At 36.3% G+C, this 13128-nt stretch carries 13 protein-coding genes, 1 tRNA gene and 1 pseudogene; 9 read left to right on the top strand and 6 right to left on the bottom strand.

Annotation, left to right across the window (positions count from 1 at the left end):
- Positions 1 to 51 precede the first annotated feature (51 nt).
- Positions 52 to 531: an outer membrane protein assembly factor BamE gene (locus ACFIMX_RS07930; protein WP_375618522.1), complete on the bottom strand. Its 480-nt coding sequence runs from the start codon at positions 529 to 531 to the stop codon at positions 52 to 54.
- Between the two features lie 221 nt (positions 532 to 752).
- On the opposite strand from ACFIMX_RS07930, the gene ACFIMX_RS07925 reads away from it, so the two are divergent.
- The 5 genes from ACFIMX_RS07925 to ACFIMX_RS07905 all read left to right on the top strand — a co-directional run bounded on the left by ACFIMX_RS07925 (position 753) and on the right by ACFIMX_RS07905 (position 4646).
- Positions 753 to 1310, top strand: coding sequence for a DUF177 domain-containing protein (locus tag ACFIMX_RS07925; protein ID WP_375618504.1), 558 nt, complete (start codon positions 753 to 755; stop codon positions 1308 to 1310).
- Positions 1311 to 1459: 149 nt separating this feature from the next.
- Positions 1460 to 2530 carry a phosphate acyltransferase PlsX gene (plsX, locus tag ACFIMX_RS07920; RefSeq protein ID WP_375618503.1) on the top strand — a complete coding sequence of 357 codons (1071 nt, stop codon included), beginning with the start codon at positions 1460 to 1462 and terminating at the stop codon, positions 2528 to 2530.
- A 49-nt stretch (positions 2531 to 2579) separates the two neighbouring features.
- A complete protein-coding gene (locus ACFIMX_RS07915; RefSeq protein ID WP_375640107.1) occupies positions 2580 to 3554 on the top strand; it encodes a beta-ketoacyl-ACP synthase III in 975 nt (324 codons plus the stop codon).
- A 77-nt stretch (positions 3555 to 3631) separates the two neighbouring features.
- Positions 3632 to 3946: an integration host factor subunit alpha gene (locus tag ACFIMX_RS07910; RefSeq protein WP_273791377.1), complete on the top strand. Its 315-nt coding sequence runs from the start codon at positions 3632 to 3634 to the stop codon at positions 3944 to 3946.
- 196 nt (positions 3947 to 4142) lie between these two features.
- Positions 4143 to 4646, top strand: a complete 504-nt coding sequence (locus ACFIMX_RS07905; protein WP_375618502.1) for a MerR family transcriptional regulator — start codon at positions 4143 to 4145, stop codon at positions 4644 to 4646.
- Positions 4647 to 5691: 1045 nt separating this feature from the next.
- On the opposite strand, the gene thrS is transcribed toward ACFIMX_RS07905, so the two are convergent.
- From thrS to ACFIMX_RS07890, 3 genes are all read right to left on the bottom strand, one after another.
- The gene (gene thrS / locus ACFIMX_RS07900; protein ID WP_375694297.1) at positions 5692 to 7668 is read right to left on the bottom strand and encodes a threonine--tRNA ligase; all 1977 of its coding nucleotides are present in this window, start codon (positions 7666 to 7668) and stop codon (positions 5692 to 5694) included.
- 112 nt (positions 7669 to 7780) lie between these two features.
- Entirely contained in the window at positions 7781 to 8131 is a 351-nt protein-coding gene (gene yidD / locus ACFIMX_RS07895; RefSeq protein WP_375640109.1) for a membrane protein insertion efficiency factor YidD, read from the bottom strand.
- Entirely contained in the window at positions 8132 to 8560 is a 429-nt protein-coding gene (locus ACFIMX_RS07890) for an iron-sulfur cluster assembly scaffold protein (RefSeq protein WP_375618499.1), read from the bottom strand.
- A 125-nt stretch (positions 8561 to 8685) separates the two neighbouring features.
- On the opposite strand from ACFIMX_RS07890, the gene folE reads away from it, so the two are divergent.
- The 4 genes from folE (at position 8686) to ACFIMX_RS07870 (ending at position 11530) form a co-directional block, all read left to right on the top strand.
- Positions 8686 to 9297: a GTP cyclohydrolase I FolE gene (gene folE / locus ACFIMX_RS07885; RefSeq protein ID WP_375611579.1), complete on the top strand. Its 612-nt coding sequence runs from the start codon at positions 8686 to 8688 to the stop codon at positions 9295 to 9297.
- Positions 9298 to 9434: 137 nt separating this feature from the next.
- A tRNA-Leu gene (locus tag ACFIMX_RS07880) sits at positions 9435 to 9519 on the top strand.
- A 194-nt stretch (positions 9520 to 9713) separates the two neighbouring features.
- The gene (locus ACFIMX_RS07875) at positions 9714 to 10886 is read left to right on the top strand and encodes an alpha/beta hydrolase (RefSeq protein ID WP_375618498.1); all 1173 of its coding nucleotides are present in this window, start codon (positions 9714 to 9716) and stop codon (positions 10884 to 10886) included.
- Between the two features lie 137 nt (positions 10887 to 11023).
- Positions 11024 to 11530 carry a hypothetical protein gene (locus ACFIMX_RS07870; RefSeq protein WP_015856440.1) on the top strand — a complete coding sequence of 169 codons (507 nt, stop codon included), beginning with the start codon at positions 11024 to 11026 and terminating at the stop codon, positions 11528 to 11530.
- A 401-nt stretch (positions 11531 to 11931) separates the two neighbouring features.
- On the opposite strand, the pseudogene ACFIMX_RS07865 reads toward ACFIMX_RS07870, so the two are convergent.
- A pseudogene (locus tag ACFIMX_RS07865) lies at positions 11932 to 12830 on the bottom strand (tyrosine-type recombinase/integrase).
- A 9-nt stretch (positions 12831 to 12839) separates the two neighbouring features.
- Positions 12840 to 13052, bottom strand: coding sequence for a hypothetical protein (locus ACFIMX_RS07860; protein ID WP_375640113.1), 213 nt, complete (start codon positions 13050 to 13052; stop codon positions 12840 to 12842).
- Positions 13053 to 13128 lie beyond the last annotated feature (76 nt).

The following is a 13128-nucleotide window of genomic DNA, read 5'->3' as shown; positions in this document are numbered from 1 at the left end:
ATCTGATATTATCAGACCTATAATATTGAAACGGTATGCAGACTATATAATTTAGTTATGGGGTGGCAAATTCGCAGGGCCTTTTATAATTTGAATTAAGAAAGGATGTTCTTTCGTTACAGTTGGCGTTGTTTGTGTAATAAAATCAAACACTTGACCGTCTTGTAATCCGTAATTTGCAACTTTTGCAACTTGATTATTTTTATTGAAGTAAATGGCTAAAACTTTGCGATCAATAATCTTTGTTTTCATAAACTGCATCCCACGATAACGTGTCTGTGAGATGTAATAAAAAACTTCATTATCATATTTTGTTTTTAATGAAGGGGTCCCTAAAGTTAAAAGAACTTGCTCTTGACTGGAGCCAATAGAGATAGAACTTAGAGCATTTTTATCAAGAACATAGCCTTCTCTATAAATTTGGCTCGAACCTGAAGAATCAAGAAGGCTACACCCAGAAAGCATTCCTATGCTTGCTATTGATAGACCAATCAATAATTTACGTTTGATTAAGGCTATTATGTGAGGCATTTGAAACAATAGTATCTCCTTTTTATACTGAGATGTAGGACAAGAAGGCAACCTCAAGTTTTTTCTAATTTTAACTTAATCTACCGTAGCTTACACTGAGTTTCCCTGTTATAAAGCAAATTATGCCATATAGAATTTCTTTAGAAAAGAAAAAAATGCATAAATACTTGAGATAAATAAAAACATAGTGCTTTACGCGTTTTTATGTTTGGGAGTTGTCAATGAATGTTCAAAATGTTCCTCAAATGACATTTGCTTTAGCTTATCCAATATCTGTACGTTCTCTACCTGCTAAAGGTATAAGGGTTCATTTTTGTGCAAACAAAAAAGAATGTACACATTTAGCCCAGAACCATGATTTAATTGAAGTAAAATCTTGTGAGGGAAAATTCCATATTTTCCCATGGAAAAAACGCGGAGTGCGTATAAAAGGTCTGTTGCAAGCGCGTATACTACAGTTATGTGTTGTTACATTAGAACCATTAGAAAATATCCTTTGTGAAAATATTGAGGTTGTTTTTGTTCCTGAAGATTCAAATTTGATGAAGCCCAAAATATCAGAGGATACAGGGGAATTGTTTTTAGATGTGGAGGGGCTTGATACTCCTGAAGTATTTTATGATGATAAAATTGATATTGGCGCAATCATGGAAGAGTTTTTTGAGTTGTCTATTAATCATTATCCACGTAAAGAAGGGATAAAGATGAATATGGGTGAAAATTTAGAAGAAGCAGAGCGAAAATTCTCTCCATTTTCTGTTTTGAAAAATTGGAAGTGATTGTAAAAACATACAAAAAATATCTATTGTATGCTAAACGGTATTTTCTGCGAAGCGATTTTCGCAAGATGTGCTGTGTGAGTATTCAGGAGCCAAAAATCATAATATGTATTTAAAGATGTAAATGAAAAGATGTGGGATATGCAAGCGTGATTAGAATTTCTGTGGATGTCATGGGCGGTGATTACGGTCCAGAAGCAGCTATTGCAGGAGCAGCAATTGTACAAAAATATTTATCAAATATTTATTTTCTATTTTATGGAGTAGAGGAGGCTGTTCGTCCGGTTTTAAAAAAATATCCCTGTTTGGATTCTGTATCGCGCTTTTGCCCTACAGAAAGTTATACACGCATGGATGAAAAGCCAAGCCAAGCACTTCGTAATGGACGTGGTAAATCATCAATGTGGTACGCCATTGAAGCGGTAAAAAATGGTGAAGCTGATGCTTGCATTTCTGCTGGTAATACGGGTGCACTCATGGCCATGTCTTATTTTTGTTTGAAAATGCTTGCAGAGGCTGAACGTCCTGGTATTGCGGGTATCTGGCCAACACTGCGCAGTGAGAGTATTGTTTTAGATATTGGAGCAACAATTGGTGCTTCTGCTAGTCAGTTGGTTGATTTGGCGGTTATGGGAGCAGGTATGTTTCGCGCTTTATATCACACTGAAAGACCAAGTGTTGGGCTTTTAAATGTGGGGGTGGAAGAGGTTAAAGGACTTTATGAAATAAAAAAAGCAGGAATGATATTGCGTGAAGTGCAATTAGAAGGATTGGAATATAAAGGATTTGTTGAGGGCAATGACATTGGAAAAGGAACAGTCGATGTTGTTGTGACAGAGGGGTTTTCTGGTAATATTGCTTTAAAAACCGCAGAAGGAACCGCGCGACAGATAGGAGAGATTTTAAACTCTGCAATGCGCAGTTCTTTTTTAACATCTCTTGGTTATTTTTTATCACGGGGTGCTTTTCGTATACTGAAACATAAAATGGATCCTGATAGGGTGAATGGAGGAGTGCTTTTAGGTTTGAATGGTGTTGTTATAAAAAGTCATGGCAGTGCTAATGCTAATGGCTTTGCTTCTGCTATCCGCGTTGGTTATAAAATGGTTAATAATGGACTTTTACAAAAAATAACGGCTGATTTACGGCGATTTCATGAAAATAAAGAAACACTTTTTGACCAAGAAGATGAAGCGGTGATGAATGGAGAGTCCTTATGATAAGCTCTTATAATAGAAATAAAAAATTTGAAGAAAAGGTAAGAGCTGAATGATTCGGTCAATTATACGTGGTGTAGGAAGTGCTTTGCCGAAAAGAAGTTTATCAAATGATGAGATTGCAAAGTTTGTTGAAACGTCAGATTCATGGATTGTTCAGCGTACAGGAATACGCCAACGTTATATTGCCAGTGAAAATGAAACAACTGTTTCTTTAGGAGTTGAGGCTGCGCAAGAAGCACTTACAAATGCTGGTTTAACAATAAAAGACATCGATTGTATTATTTTAGCAACGTCCACCCCGAATCGCACTTTTCCTGCTTCTGCTGTTGAAATTCAGCATGCTTTGGGAATGAGCCATGGATTTGCTTTTGATATTCAAGCTGTTTGCTCTGGTTTTATTTTTGCTTTAACAACAGGAGATTCTTATTTACGGTGTGGAGGGGCTAAAAGAATTTTAGTTATTGGATCCGATACATTTTCTCGAATTTTAGATTGGGAGGATCGTACGACATGTGTTTTGTTTGGTGATGGTGCTGGTGCTGTTATTTTGGAAGCACAAGAAACTGAGGGGGGTATTGCTTTTGAGCGTGGTATATTGTCTGCGAAATTGCGCTCTAATGGTGCTTATATAGATAAGCTATATGTTGATGGTGGACCTTCAACAACACAAACGACAGGCTATTTGCGTATGGAAGGACGAGAAGTTTTTAAATATGCTGTTGGTATGATAACGGATGTGGTTGATGATTGTTTTGCAGCTGCTGGTATGGATTCTTCACAACTAGATTGGTTTGTACCTCATCAGGCTAATAAGCGCATTATTGAAGCATCTGCTAAAAAGCTGGGAATTTCACTAGATAAAGTTGTGATTACCGTTGATCAACATGGTAATACGTCTGCTGCATCAGTTCCGTTGGCTTTAACAACAGCTGTTTGCGATGGAAAAATAAAAGAAGGAGATCTTATCATGTTAGAAGCCATGGGAGGTGGATTTACATGGGGAGCAATTCTTATTCGTTGGTAAATTATGGCTACTTGACCATATTTCAAGAAAACGTATAAGTCATTTTGTAATTTTTAATATTTTAATAGGTGGTTATAATGACAAGTAAGACAGTAACGCGTGCAGATTTAGCGAGCGTAGTTTGTAAAAGAGTGGGCTTGTCACATACTGAATCAGCAGCTTTAGTCGAATTGGTTTTGGATGAGATTTGCAACTCACTTGTAAGAGGTGAAGCGGTTAAATTATCTTCTTTTGCAACTTTTCAGGTTCGCAGTAAAAATGAACGTGTTGGACGCAATCCAAAAACAGGTGTTGAAGCACCTATTCCGCCGCGACGTGTTGTGACGTTTAAGGCTGCCAATGTTCTTAAACAGAGAATTTTAGATTCGCATCGTGCAAAACAGAAAAAATGATATCTCATAAATAAATGCCATGGTATGTTTGGTATTTGTTAAAGAAATGGATAAAATAAGGGTCTTTATTTTTTAGAAAAAGACTGGTGAGTAAGGTATCAATGATGGTCTTATTTTTGACTAATCTTGTTGAGAAATTGAGACAGAATGAGTCATTGTGAAGTAATTTATTTTGTTTTAAATAAGGTGTTACAAAATGGATAAAAGCTCTGATGCTTTTCGCACAATTAGCGAAGTAGCGGAGTTATTAGAGCTTCCGCAGCATGTCTTAAGATTTTGGGAAACACGTTTTAGGCAGATTAAACCAATGAAACGTAGCGGAGGAAGGCGCTATTATCGTCCGGTCGATGTTGATTTGCTCAATGGTATTAAGCAGTTACTATATGATCAGGGTTATACGATAAAAGGTGTTCAACGCCTTTTGAAAGAAAATGGTGTTGCTTTTGTAACTGCATTGGGTAATGGTGATCTTGATGCTATGAATGTGGTCATAGAGAAGAAACATGCAGGACAAACTTCTGAAAATGCTAGCAATAAGCCTAAGAAATCTTCTTTTGGGCTTTTGAGTTTCATGAGGAGTGAGGGAGAAACATCTGTCGGTTCTGTGAATCTTTACAAAGATAAAACTGATAAAGCATTGTTACAAGAAATTCTGTTTGAACTCATTGAATGTAAGCGTGTTCTTGATAGAGCACGATAATAATATTTTTTATTTTATATGTGTTTCGTAGATATTTAGATGTTTTATGGATGTGCCCAGAATTTTATACGTTCAACGAGTAGTCATATATCGTATGTGTATATTTAACGAGTTTTTATAAGAGTTTTTCATTTGGTAAAACATGAAGAAGAGAAAGAATAAACGCTGAGTTTTGCCATTTTTTTGATTTGGCTTTATAAAAATTAAGGCAATATCTCATCAGTGTAGATTGCGGGATGTAGAATGCCATTAGTTTACCAATTCATGTGCTTGTTTTAAAGAGATGTTTCTTAAGGCTTCTTAATCTTATTTTACCATAATGCCTCGTGAATGATTAATGGTAAACTCGTTGAGTACCGCTATTTTTATATTTATGAAGGATCAAGTCGGCATCATCATTATAGTTATAGCCTGTTCTCAATGACTGCAACAATCCTTAGCACTTTAGGCGGTTCATTGTAGGCATTTTAAAAGTCCTTTCTCAATAATTTTTATCCACACACTCATTCCGCTTGTTTCGTGCAAGCAAATGATTTTGATAGATTCAACATAAACATATTAAAAATAAGAGAAGCCTATGATATTCGAAACCTTATTTAATATGAATAATGATATATTATCATTATAAATCAATATCTTGTCCTTTTTATAAGGGCTTATCTTACGAATAAGAAATATCATTGTTCAGCTAATTTTACATATTTTTTATTAATAAATATAATCTTGTTTTCAGTTTCCTTGCTTGATGTTGCTATAATTATTGTAATGATCTATCCATGATAATAGAAGAATCTTTCCATTATAAAGGTAAAAGGTTAATGTTATTATTAATATTCAATTGTCTATGATTTTTGCATTTAAACAGCTCATAGCTTATATTCAACTTTTTCACCAATCCACCTTGTAGAGAGAGAGCACGTTATTCTTTCTGATGATAGGTCATTGTGCATGAAACAAAAACACACTACAATATCAAATTATTTCATTTTGTACAAAAACTGAAGATTTATAGTAAAAAATTAACGTATTACCATCTTCCGTGATATTATGCATTTATTACACGTTGCAAATCTGGAGGTGTTGCTTCATTTGAGAGTTGTTTAATCACATCTTCTACAGATAAAAGGGTTTGATTTGTACTTCCTAAGCGGCGCATATTTACGCTGTTTGTTTCAGCTTCACGTTTGCCACATACCAAAATTACGGGGACTTTTTGTAAAGAATGTTCTCGTATTTTATAGTTAATTTTTTCATTGCGGAGATCTATTGTTGCGGAAAGCCCAGTAGCTTTAAGTTTTGCTGTTATTTTTTGGGCATATTCATTTGCTTCGGATGTAATTGTTGCAACAACAATTTGTTCAGGAGCAAGCCAAAGTGGCATATGTCCAGCAAAATTTTCAATTAATATACCAAGAAAACGCTCCATTGATCCAAAAATAGCACGGTGGATCATAACAGGTTGACGTTTTTCTGAATCTTTATCAATATAGAATGCACCAAAACGTTCAGGGAGATTAAAGTCTATTTGTGTTGTTCCACATTGCCATTCACGACCGATAGCATCCTTTAATGTATATTCAAATTTTGGACCATAAAATGCTCCTTCACCTGGAAGGATGCTTGTTTTGATTTGTCCTGCAAATTTTGTTTCAATCGTTTTAAGGACAGATTCCATGATACTTTCTGCATGATCCCATAATGCATCAGATCCAACTCGTTTTTCTGGACGTGTTGAAAGCTTAAGACTAATTCCTTTAAAACCAAAATCAGCATAAGTTGATAAAATAAGATCATTAATACTGAGACATTCATCGGCTAATTGTTCATCAGTACAAAAAATATGCGCATCATCTTGTGTAAAACCACGCACACGCATAAGACCATGTAAAGAGCCTGAAGGCTCATAACGATGAACAAGTCCAAATTCAGCAAGTCTAATAGGCAAATCACGATAAGATTTTAAACCATGTTTAAAAATTTGCACATGACCAGGGCAATTCATTGGTTTAAGGGCATAAACATTCCCATGATCTGAATCTTCTTCTGCTGAAATTACTTTGAACATATTCTCCTTATACCAACCCCAATGGCCAGATATTTCCCAGAGTGACCTATCGAGAACTTGTGGTGCATTAACTTCAGCATATTGATGATCATCAAGGCGTCTACGCATATAGCTGATCAAATTTTGGAACATTTTCCAACCTTTTTTGTGCCAAAAAATCATTCCTGGCCCTTCTTCTTGAAAGTGAAATAAGTCCATTTCACGTCCCAAGCGGCGATGATCACGTTTTTCAGCTTCTTCTAGCATATGGAGGTAGGCTTTTAAGTCATTTTCATTTGCAAATGCTGTTCCATAAATTCTCGTGAGCATTGGATTATTGGCATCGCCACGCCAATAAGCTCCTGCAACTTTCATTAATTTGAAAGCATTCCCAATTTGCCCTGTAGATTGCATGTGCGGTCCGCGACAAAGATCAAACCACTCCCCTTGATAATAGATTTTTAAATCTTGATTTTCAGGAATGCTATCAATAAGTTCAACTTTATAAAATTCCTTTTTCTCAGAAAAAACTTTTCTTGCTTTTTCACGAGACCAAATTTCTTTTCTAAAAGGTTTATTGCGTTGGATAATTTCATGCATTTTCTGTTCAATGACGGTGAGATCATCTAATGTAAAAGGTTGTTGGCGTGCAAAATCATAATAGAATCCATTCTCAATGACAGGACCTATTGTTACTTGCGTTTCAGGAAAGAGCTCTTGCACTGCTTCAGCAAGGACATGGGCGCAATCATGCCTTATGAGCTCAAGAGCGCGTGAATCTTCTCGGGTAATAATCTCTACTTGACCAGATTGTCCCAATGGATCCGATAAGTCTCGCGTGATACCATCAAGATTATAGGCGACTGCTTTTTTTGCAAGTGATTTAGAAATAGATTCTGCTAATTCCAAGCCTGTCATTTCGGCGGGGTAATTACGTTTTGAACCATCGGGAAAAAAAAGAGAAATAGAGCAAGACATAAAAACACCCTTTTAATCCAATTCCGCTAACGATTGCGGATGGTTTCGTGAAAATTGAGTAAAAAGCTTATAGACTAATTTTTTTATCAATACATGTGAAAAAAGAAAAGGATTATTTGTTGTGTTTGTCAGAAATTTTCCAGTAACGCCAAGGTTTATAAAAACAGCAAGAATTTCCAAGCGATGGAGGGACTGGATCAAAGCCATCTGTTCCAAAGGGCCCACAACGTATGATACGAAAGAGTCCCATCCATGCACCAGCCCAAAGCCCATGGCGTGCAATCGCTTCATATGTATATTCTGAACAAGTTGGGGCATGGCGACATTGATTGCCTATAAGGCTTGAAAGTGTTATTTGATAGAAACGTATTAAGAAAATACCCAATAATCGTCCAGATGTTTTTTGCCAAGTGCCTGTGTAATTCCGAGTCAACTTTTTTTGTCGAGATTGTAATTTGAACATTTATTTTTCTTCAATTTTTTGAATGCAGTCTATCGTTGCATCAAAGGGTAGTAGTGTTGCTGCATGGCGCACTTTATAGTCTTTAATGGGCTGTAAGCAAGAAAAATCCTCAAATGGAGCTTGAGGAGAAGGGCCATTTTGCGTTAGCATTTGGTAGATAACTTCACGCAATATTTTAAGATCTTGAGTTGTTTGTCCGATGATATGAGATGCTAAAAGTGAAGCTGAAGCTTGCCCTAGCACACATGCATGTATTTCGTGAGCAAAACCGGTAATAATACCATTTTCCACTTTTAAATCTACAGTGATTGTCGAACCACAAAGGTGCGCATGTTTTCTTGATGTTGCATCAGGATTATTAAGACGCCCAATTTTGCCTATATGTGCAGCATATTTAAGTATTTTATCATTATAGATATTATCAATCATGCGCTATTGCCTGAAATTTTGAGAGTCGTGATTGTTTAAACTTTTAATTCGCTTATATAGAGATTATACAAAATGAGATAGGTATGGAGCAAATGCTTTGTATAGAGTAAGCTTGGAGTTTTTGAATGCGTAATGTTGTTAAAGAAGACGCAAATTTATCTGAAGAAAAGCGTCCGAGTATTGAAAAGGTGGAAGAAGCGATTCGTACATTACTCTTATGGATAGGGGAAAATCCAAATAGAGAAGGGCTTTTAGATACTCCAAAACGTATAGCCAAGGCATATCGCGAGCTTTTTAATGGTTATAGTCAATCGGTTAAAGAAACCTTAGGTACAGTTTTTGAAGAGGTTTCAGGATACAATGAAGCCGTAATCGTAAAGAATATACCTTTTTATTCACACTGTGAGCATCACATGATCCCAATTATTGGGAAAGCACATATAGCATATCTTCCTAATGCAAAAATTGTTGGTCTTTCAAAAATTGTACGTGTTGTAGATATTTTTTCTCGCCGTTTACAAACTCAAGAAGCTATGACAGCGCAAGTGGCTCACGCGTTAAAAACGTATCTGAAGCCTCATGGTGTAGCAGTATTGATTGAGGCTGAGCACATGTGTATGGCTATGAGAGGAATCCAAAAACAGGGCTCTACAACAATTACAAAAAACTTTCATGGTTATTATGAAAAAGATCAAGCGGCACAAGCACATTTTATGATGATGGTTCAAAGGTCATAGTAAAGCCCATATTTCTCGTAATCTTTGTTAAGTTATAAAGCATCCGGATAAAATAAATTATGAGAAAAAGAAAATTGGCTTGTACCTTTCTTTATGATTTGTTAAAGGCTAGAAACCAGGATTTTTTCTTTCCACGTGCGGTCGTGGCGGAATTGGTAGACGCGCAGCGTTGAGGTCGCTGTGGGGTAACCCGTGGAAGTTCGAGTCTTCTCGACCGCACCAATTAGCAGTGAGTCATCTCCATAATGAGATGAAGTTATGTTAGAGAGAGGGGATTTATAGGCATTATAGAAAAATCTTTTTTGTATGTTATTTGTTGGTGTGTTGCCAATAATGTTTCGTTTTTTATTACTTTATCTATGCATTTGAAATGTTATATTTTTATAAGGTGGGGTGAAGTTGCAGTGAGAAGTATAATGATTCTGAGATATTTAACACTTCTTATTTGTATTTCTTTATTATCAGCGTGTAGTGATTCACGTGCTGTACTTTGGCATGGGGTGCATGCAACACCTTCTATGACTGCCGTAGAAAGGGAAGTTGAAGGGAAACCAGTTTCTCCAAAAGCCATCGTTCCAGTGTATGTTGCAACGAGTCGTATGATGCAAAATAATTACGCTCAACCTTATGGTGCAGAGCGATCAAATAAAGTTCATTATAATCGTGTTGACGTAGGAATTCCTCAGCAACATGTAAAGGGAGTTGTTGAAATAAATGCCTATAAACCTACGCATGATAAGTATTTTGCAGCAGTAGCATTGCAAAAATACGATAATAAAGAACAGTTTAAACAGCGATTAAATGCTGCTTTAGCAAAAAAGCCAAAAGGAAAAAGAGAAATTTTTCTTTTTATCCATGGGTATAATAATAATTTTGCAGATGGTACATTTCGTACAGCACAGTTTACACACGATTATTCTTTAAATGTTGTCGCTGTGCATTATTCTTGGCCTTCGGCCGGATCAGTTCCTCTTTATATTTATGATCGTGACAGTGCTAATTTTGCCCGTGACGGATTGATAGAGCTTTTAACACTTATTAGTGAAACCAATGCTGATCAAATTTCGGTTATTGCACATTCTATGGGCAATTTTGTTATAATGGAAGCATTTAGAACGTTAGCGTTACAGGGAAAATATAGGCCTATTCGTCGTATTACAAGTTTATTAATGGCTGCACCAGATATTGATGTTGATGTATTTGAGCGCCAACTTAATGATATAAAAAAACTCCCGCAGCCAACCGCTATTTTAGTATCCAGAGCGGATAAAGCTCTTGCGGTTTCAGGACGTCTTACGGGTGGTCATCATCGTGTGGGCGATGGCTCAGATATTGAAATGTTGCGTAAAAATGGAATAGCTGTTCTTGATTTCTCTCATGTGGATGGGGGAGCACACAATGTCTTTGCATCTTCGCCAACGTTGATGGCTCTTTCTCGAGAAGGTTCTTTGGCTTCCACAATTATGCAAGGTACAGAATTGTCACCTAGTCAAGCCCTTCTTGCTGATGGTAGTAGTGTGTTGGAAAAAACAACACATCTTATCCTTTATACGCCTGTACGTTTTCTCTCTCCACGGATTCCACGTTGATCGTGAAAAGAGAGAAGGGGCTCCATCGAATAATGTATTGGAGGTAATATTTTTTAGCACTTTCTTTAGAATGGTCTTGTAAAATGAAAAATAAATAGCGGGATGAATGTAAAAAACAGTCATTAGGTGAGTTTGTGATGATTGCACGGAAACGCTATGTTAATACGCCTACAGTTGTTGATTATTTATCTCATTCCGCAATTAAGTTATTAGACATTCATGCTATGCTTGTGAAGGTGAGAAAAGGTGATATGGGGGAAAAACCAAATTTATTGCGTCAAATTGATTCTACAAAAAAACAGTTAGATGAGATAAGCCATGCTCTTATTTTAGAATATCGTAAACGCCAAGAAAATGAGCGTTTTTTAAAACAAATTCTGCTATCCATTTCTGATCAACTTTTTGCACTTAATAATGGTTTTAAGGAAACAGGACGTCTTTTTTTTCAAGAAGTTAGAATACTTCAATCTCAGATGCAATGTTTGTATGAGGGAAAGGAGAGGCTGCATTTGTTGAATAGCCAAGAATCTTTTTGTTCTCCATCAAAGATTGATGAAGTCATTAAACAGTTACAAAAAGCACGAGAAAAGCTTATTCTTGAAAGCCCACATCTCTTTGAAAAAAGCACAAAAGCTAAACAATGAAAGTTCTTTAGTTGAGCAGATCGATAATTTGAATTTTACAGCAAAAACGCTGTTAGATAGAAGGCTATAACCTTTTTAAAGAAAAGAATTTGCTTTAATAAATGAAACGCATGTATTTTATAATCTCACTCTTTATCGCATTAAAGCTTTAGAAGACTTTGGTTATATCTTTGCTAAAGCTAAGGCTGATGAATTAGGTGGCTTTATTGAAAATAAATGTTTGTGGAAAGAATTTTACAAAAAACTTTCTGATTCTTTTAATAATAGCCCGCCGGATAATCTTACCAATGTTATGAAGTTGCTAGTATATTCATTAGGCAAATAAAAAGCAAGTAAAATAAAATAGTTATGTCTAATATAAGGGAATTGAGGAATCCTGATTCTATTACATTTTTTTTCCTCTATCCCCCATCTTTTTGAAGCTTTTTTATGGCTTCAAGAGCGAGTTTTTTGCGATCTGCGCTCTTTGTGTAGAGAGATGCCATAGCATCATGTGTCCAGCCAAAAATTGCTTTGAGTTGTGATACTGTTGCACCAGAATTAGCTGCGCGTGTTGCTGCTAATTTTCTTAAGCCATGGGCTGTTTTTTTGATACCTGCTTGGGTACAAGCATTATAAAATGTAATTCCGAATCTTTCTTTAGGTATTTCCCCCCTGTGTTTACTACAAATGAATGTGTCCTCACCAATAGGACCAGCTTCAAGTGTTTTGGCTAATTCCGGTAAAATAGGGAGAAAAACATCTGTTTGGAATTTACTTTTTTCTGTTTTGAGATGAATGATATTATCTTTAACATCTTTCCAACCAATACGAACGGCGTCACCACGGCGCAACCCCGTGTAAAGAAGAACATCAATCCAAACACGTTCATGGGTACCATGGGACCATCTTTTATAATATTTCTCAACATCTTCTTCTGTCCAAACAGGAAAGCCCCCTTTATTTTTTAGAGGAGGTTTTTTGACCCCTAAAGTCGGATTGTTTTCCAAAAGACCTTGGTCAATCGCCCAATTAAAAAGCCCATTAAGTACTTTCAGAAATTCTCTAGCCATTGCTGGTGTTTCTTTACGCCGTTCAACTCCANCAAATGACCCTTCAACAAGTTTACCAGTTTTTGATTTAGGAAGTATAAGCCCTTGTAACTCGGCAAGTGCGCTTTTGTAGTTATCAACAAACTCTTGCGTTCCATAGGTACCGCGTATTCTAATGCGTTTGCCGTGACCAATACGTACATACCATACAATTTTGCCATGTTGAGTAATTTGTTTAACGAGATGAGGAGGAGACGTGGTTTAGGCATGGTGATCACCTATAAGACGATATCAAATTCATAATCATCACGAGATAAATTCCATATTTTATCAGGATATGCTGTTGAGTTTGGTATTGGGATATCTGCTTTAAGATAGATAAGCAGTTCACCGGTAGGTTTGATTTCTATGAGTTCGCATTTTTGTTTTTTTGCTTCTCTCAAAGCTCGTGCAATGTCTGCTTGCGTTATGATAGCTTTATGAGGTGCCATATCTTTTCTCCTACATTGAGACGCAATTCACCCATTTCGTGAATCACGCATGACTTGAAAGTGTTAAGAAGGGTGG

The sequence above is a fragment of the Bartonella sp. AD24XZML genome, from assembly GCF_042196485.1.
In the GTDB taxonomy this organism is placed as follows: domain Bacteria; phylum Pseudomonadota; class Alphaproteobacteria; order Rhizobiales; family Rhizobiaceae; genus Bartonella.
This window is presented reverse-complemented; position numbering and strand designations above follow the sequence as displayed.

Coding starts and splice junctions, on each gene's coding strand:
- ACFIMX_RS07930 (WP_375618522.1), bottom strand. CDS start 531: ATGCCTCACATAATAGCCTTAATCAAACGTAAATTATTGATTGGTCTA.
- ACFIMX_RS07925 (WP_375618504.1), top strand. CDS start 753: ATGAATGTTCAAAATGTTCCTCAAATGACATTTGCTTTAGCTTATCCA.
- ACFIMX_RS07915 (WP_375640107.1), top strand. CDS start 2,580: ATGATTCGGTCAATTATACGTGGTGTAGGAAGTGCTTTGCCGAAAAGA.
- ACFIMX_RS07910 (WP_273791377.1), top strand. CDS start 3,632: ATGACAAGTAAGACAGTAACGCGTGCAGATTTAGCGAGCGTAGTTTGT.
- ACFIMX_RS07905 (WP_375618502.1), top strand. CDS start 4,143: ATGGATAAAAGCTCTGATGCTTTTCGCACAATTAGCGAAGTAGCGGAG.
- thrS (WP_375694297.1), bottom strand. CDS start 7,668: ATGTCTTGCTCTATTTCTCTTTTTTTTCCCGATGGTTCAAAACGTAAT.
- yidD (WP_375640109.1), bottom strand. CDS start 8,131: ATGTTCAAATTACAATCTCGACAAAAAAAGTTGACTCGGAATTACACA.
- ACFIMX_RS07890 (WP_375618499.1), bottom strand. CDS start 8,560: ATGATTGATAATATCTATAATGATAAAATACTTAAATATGCTGCACAT.
- folE (WP_375611579.1), top strand. CDS start 8,686: ATGCGTAATGTTGTTAAAGAAGACGCAAATTTATCTGAAGAAAAGCGT.
- ACFIMX_RS07875 (WP_375618498.1), top strand. CDS start 9,714: ATGATTCTGAGATATTTAACACTTCTTATTTGTATTTCTTTATTATCA.
- ACFIMX_RS07870 (WP_015856440.1), top strand. CDS start 11,024: ATGATTGCACGGAAACGCTATGTTAATACGCCTACAGTTGTTGATTAT.
- ACFIMX_RS07860 (WP_375640113.1), bottom strand. CDS start 13,052: ATGGCACCTCATAAAGCTATCATAACGCAAGCAGACATTGCACGAGCT.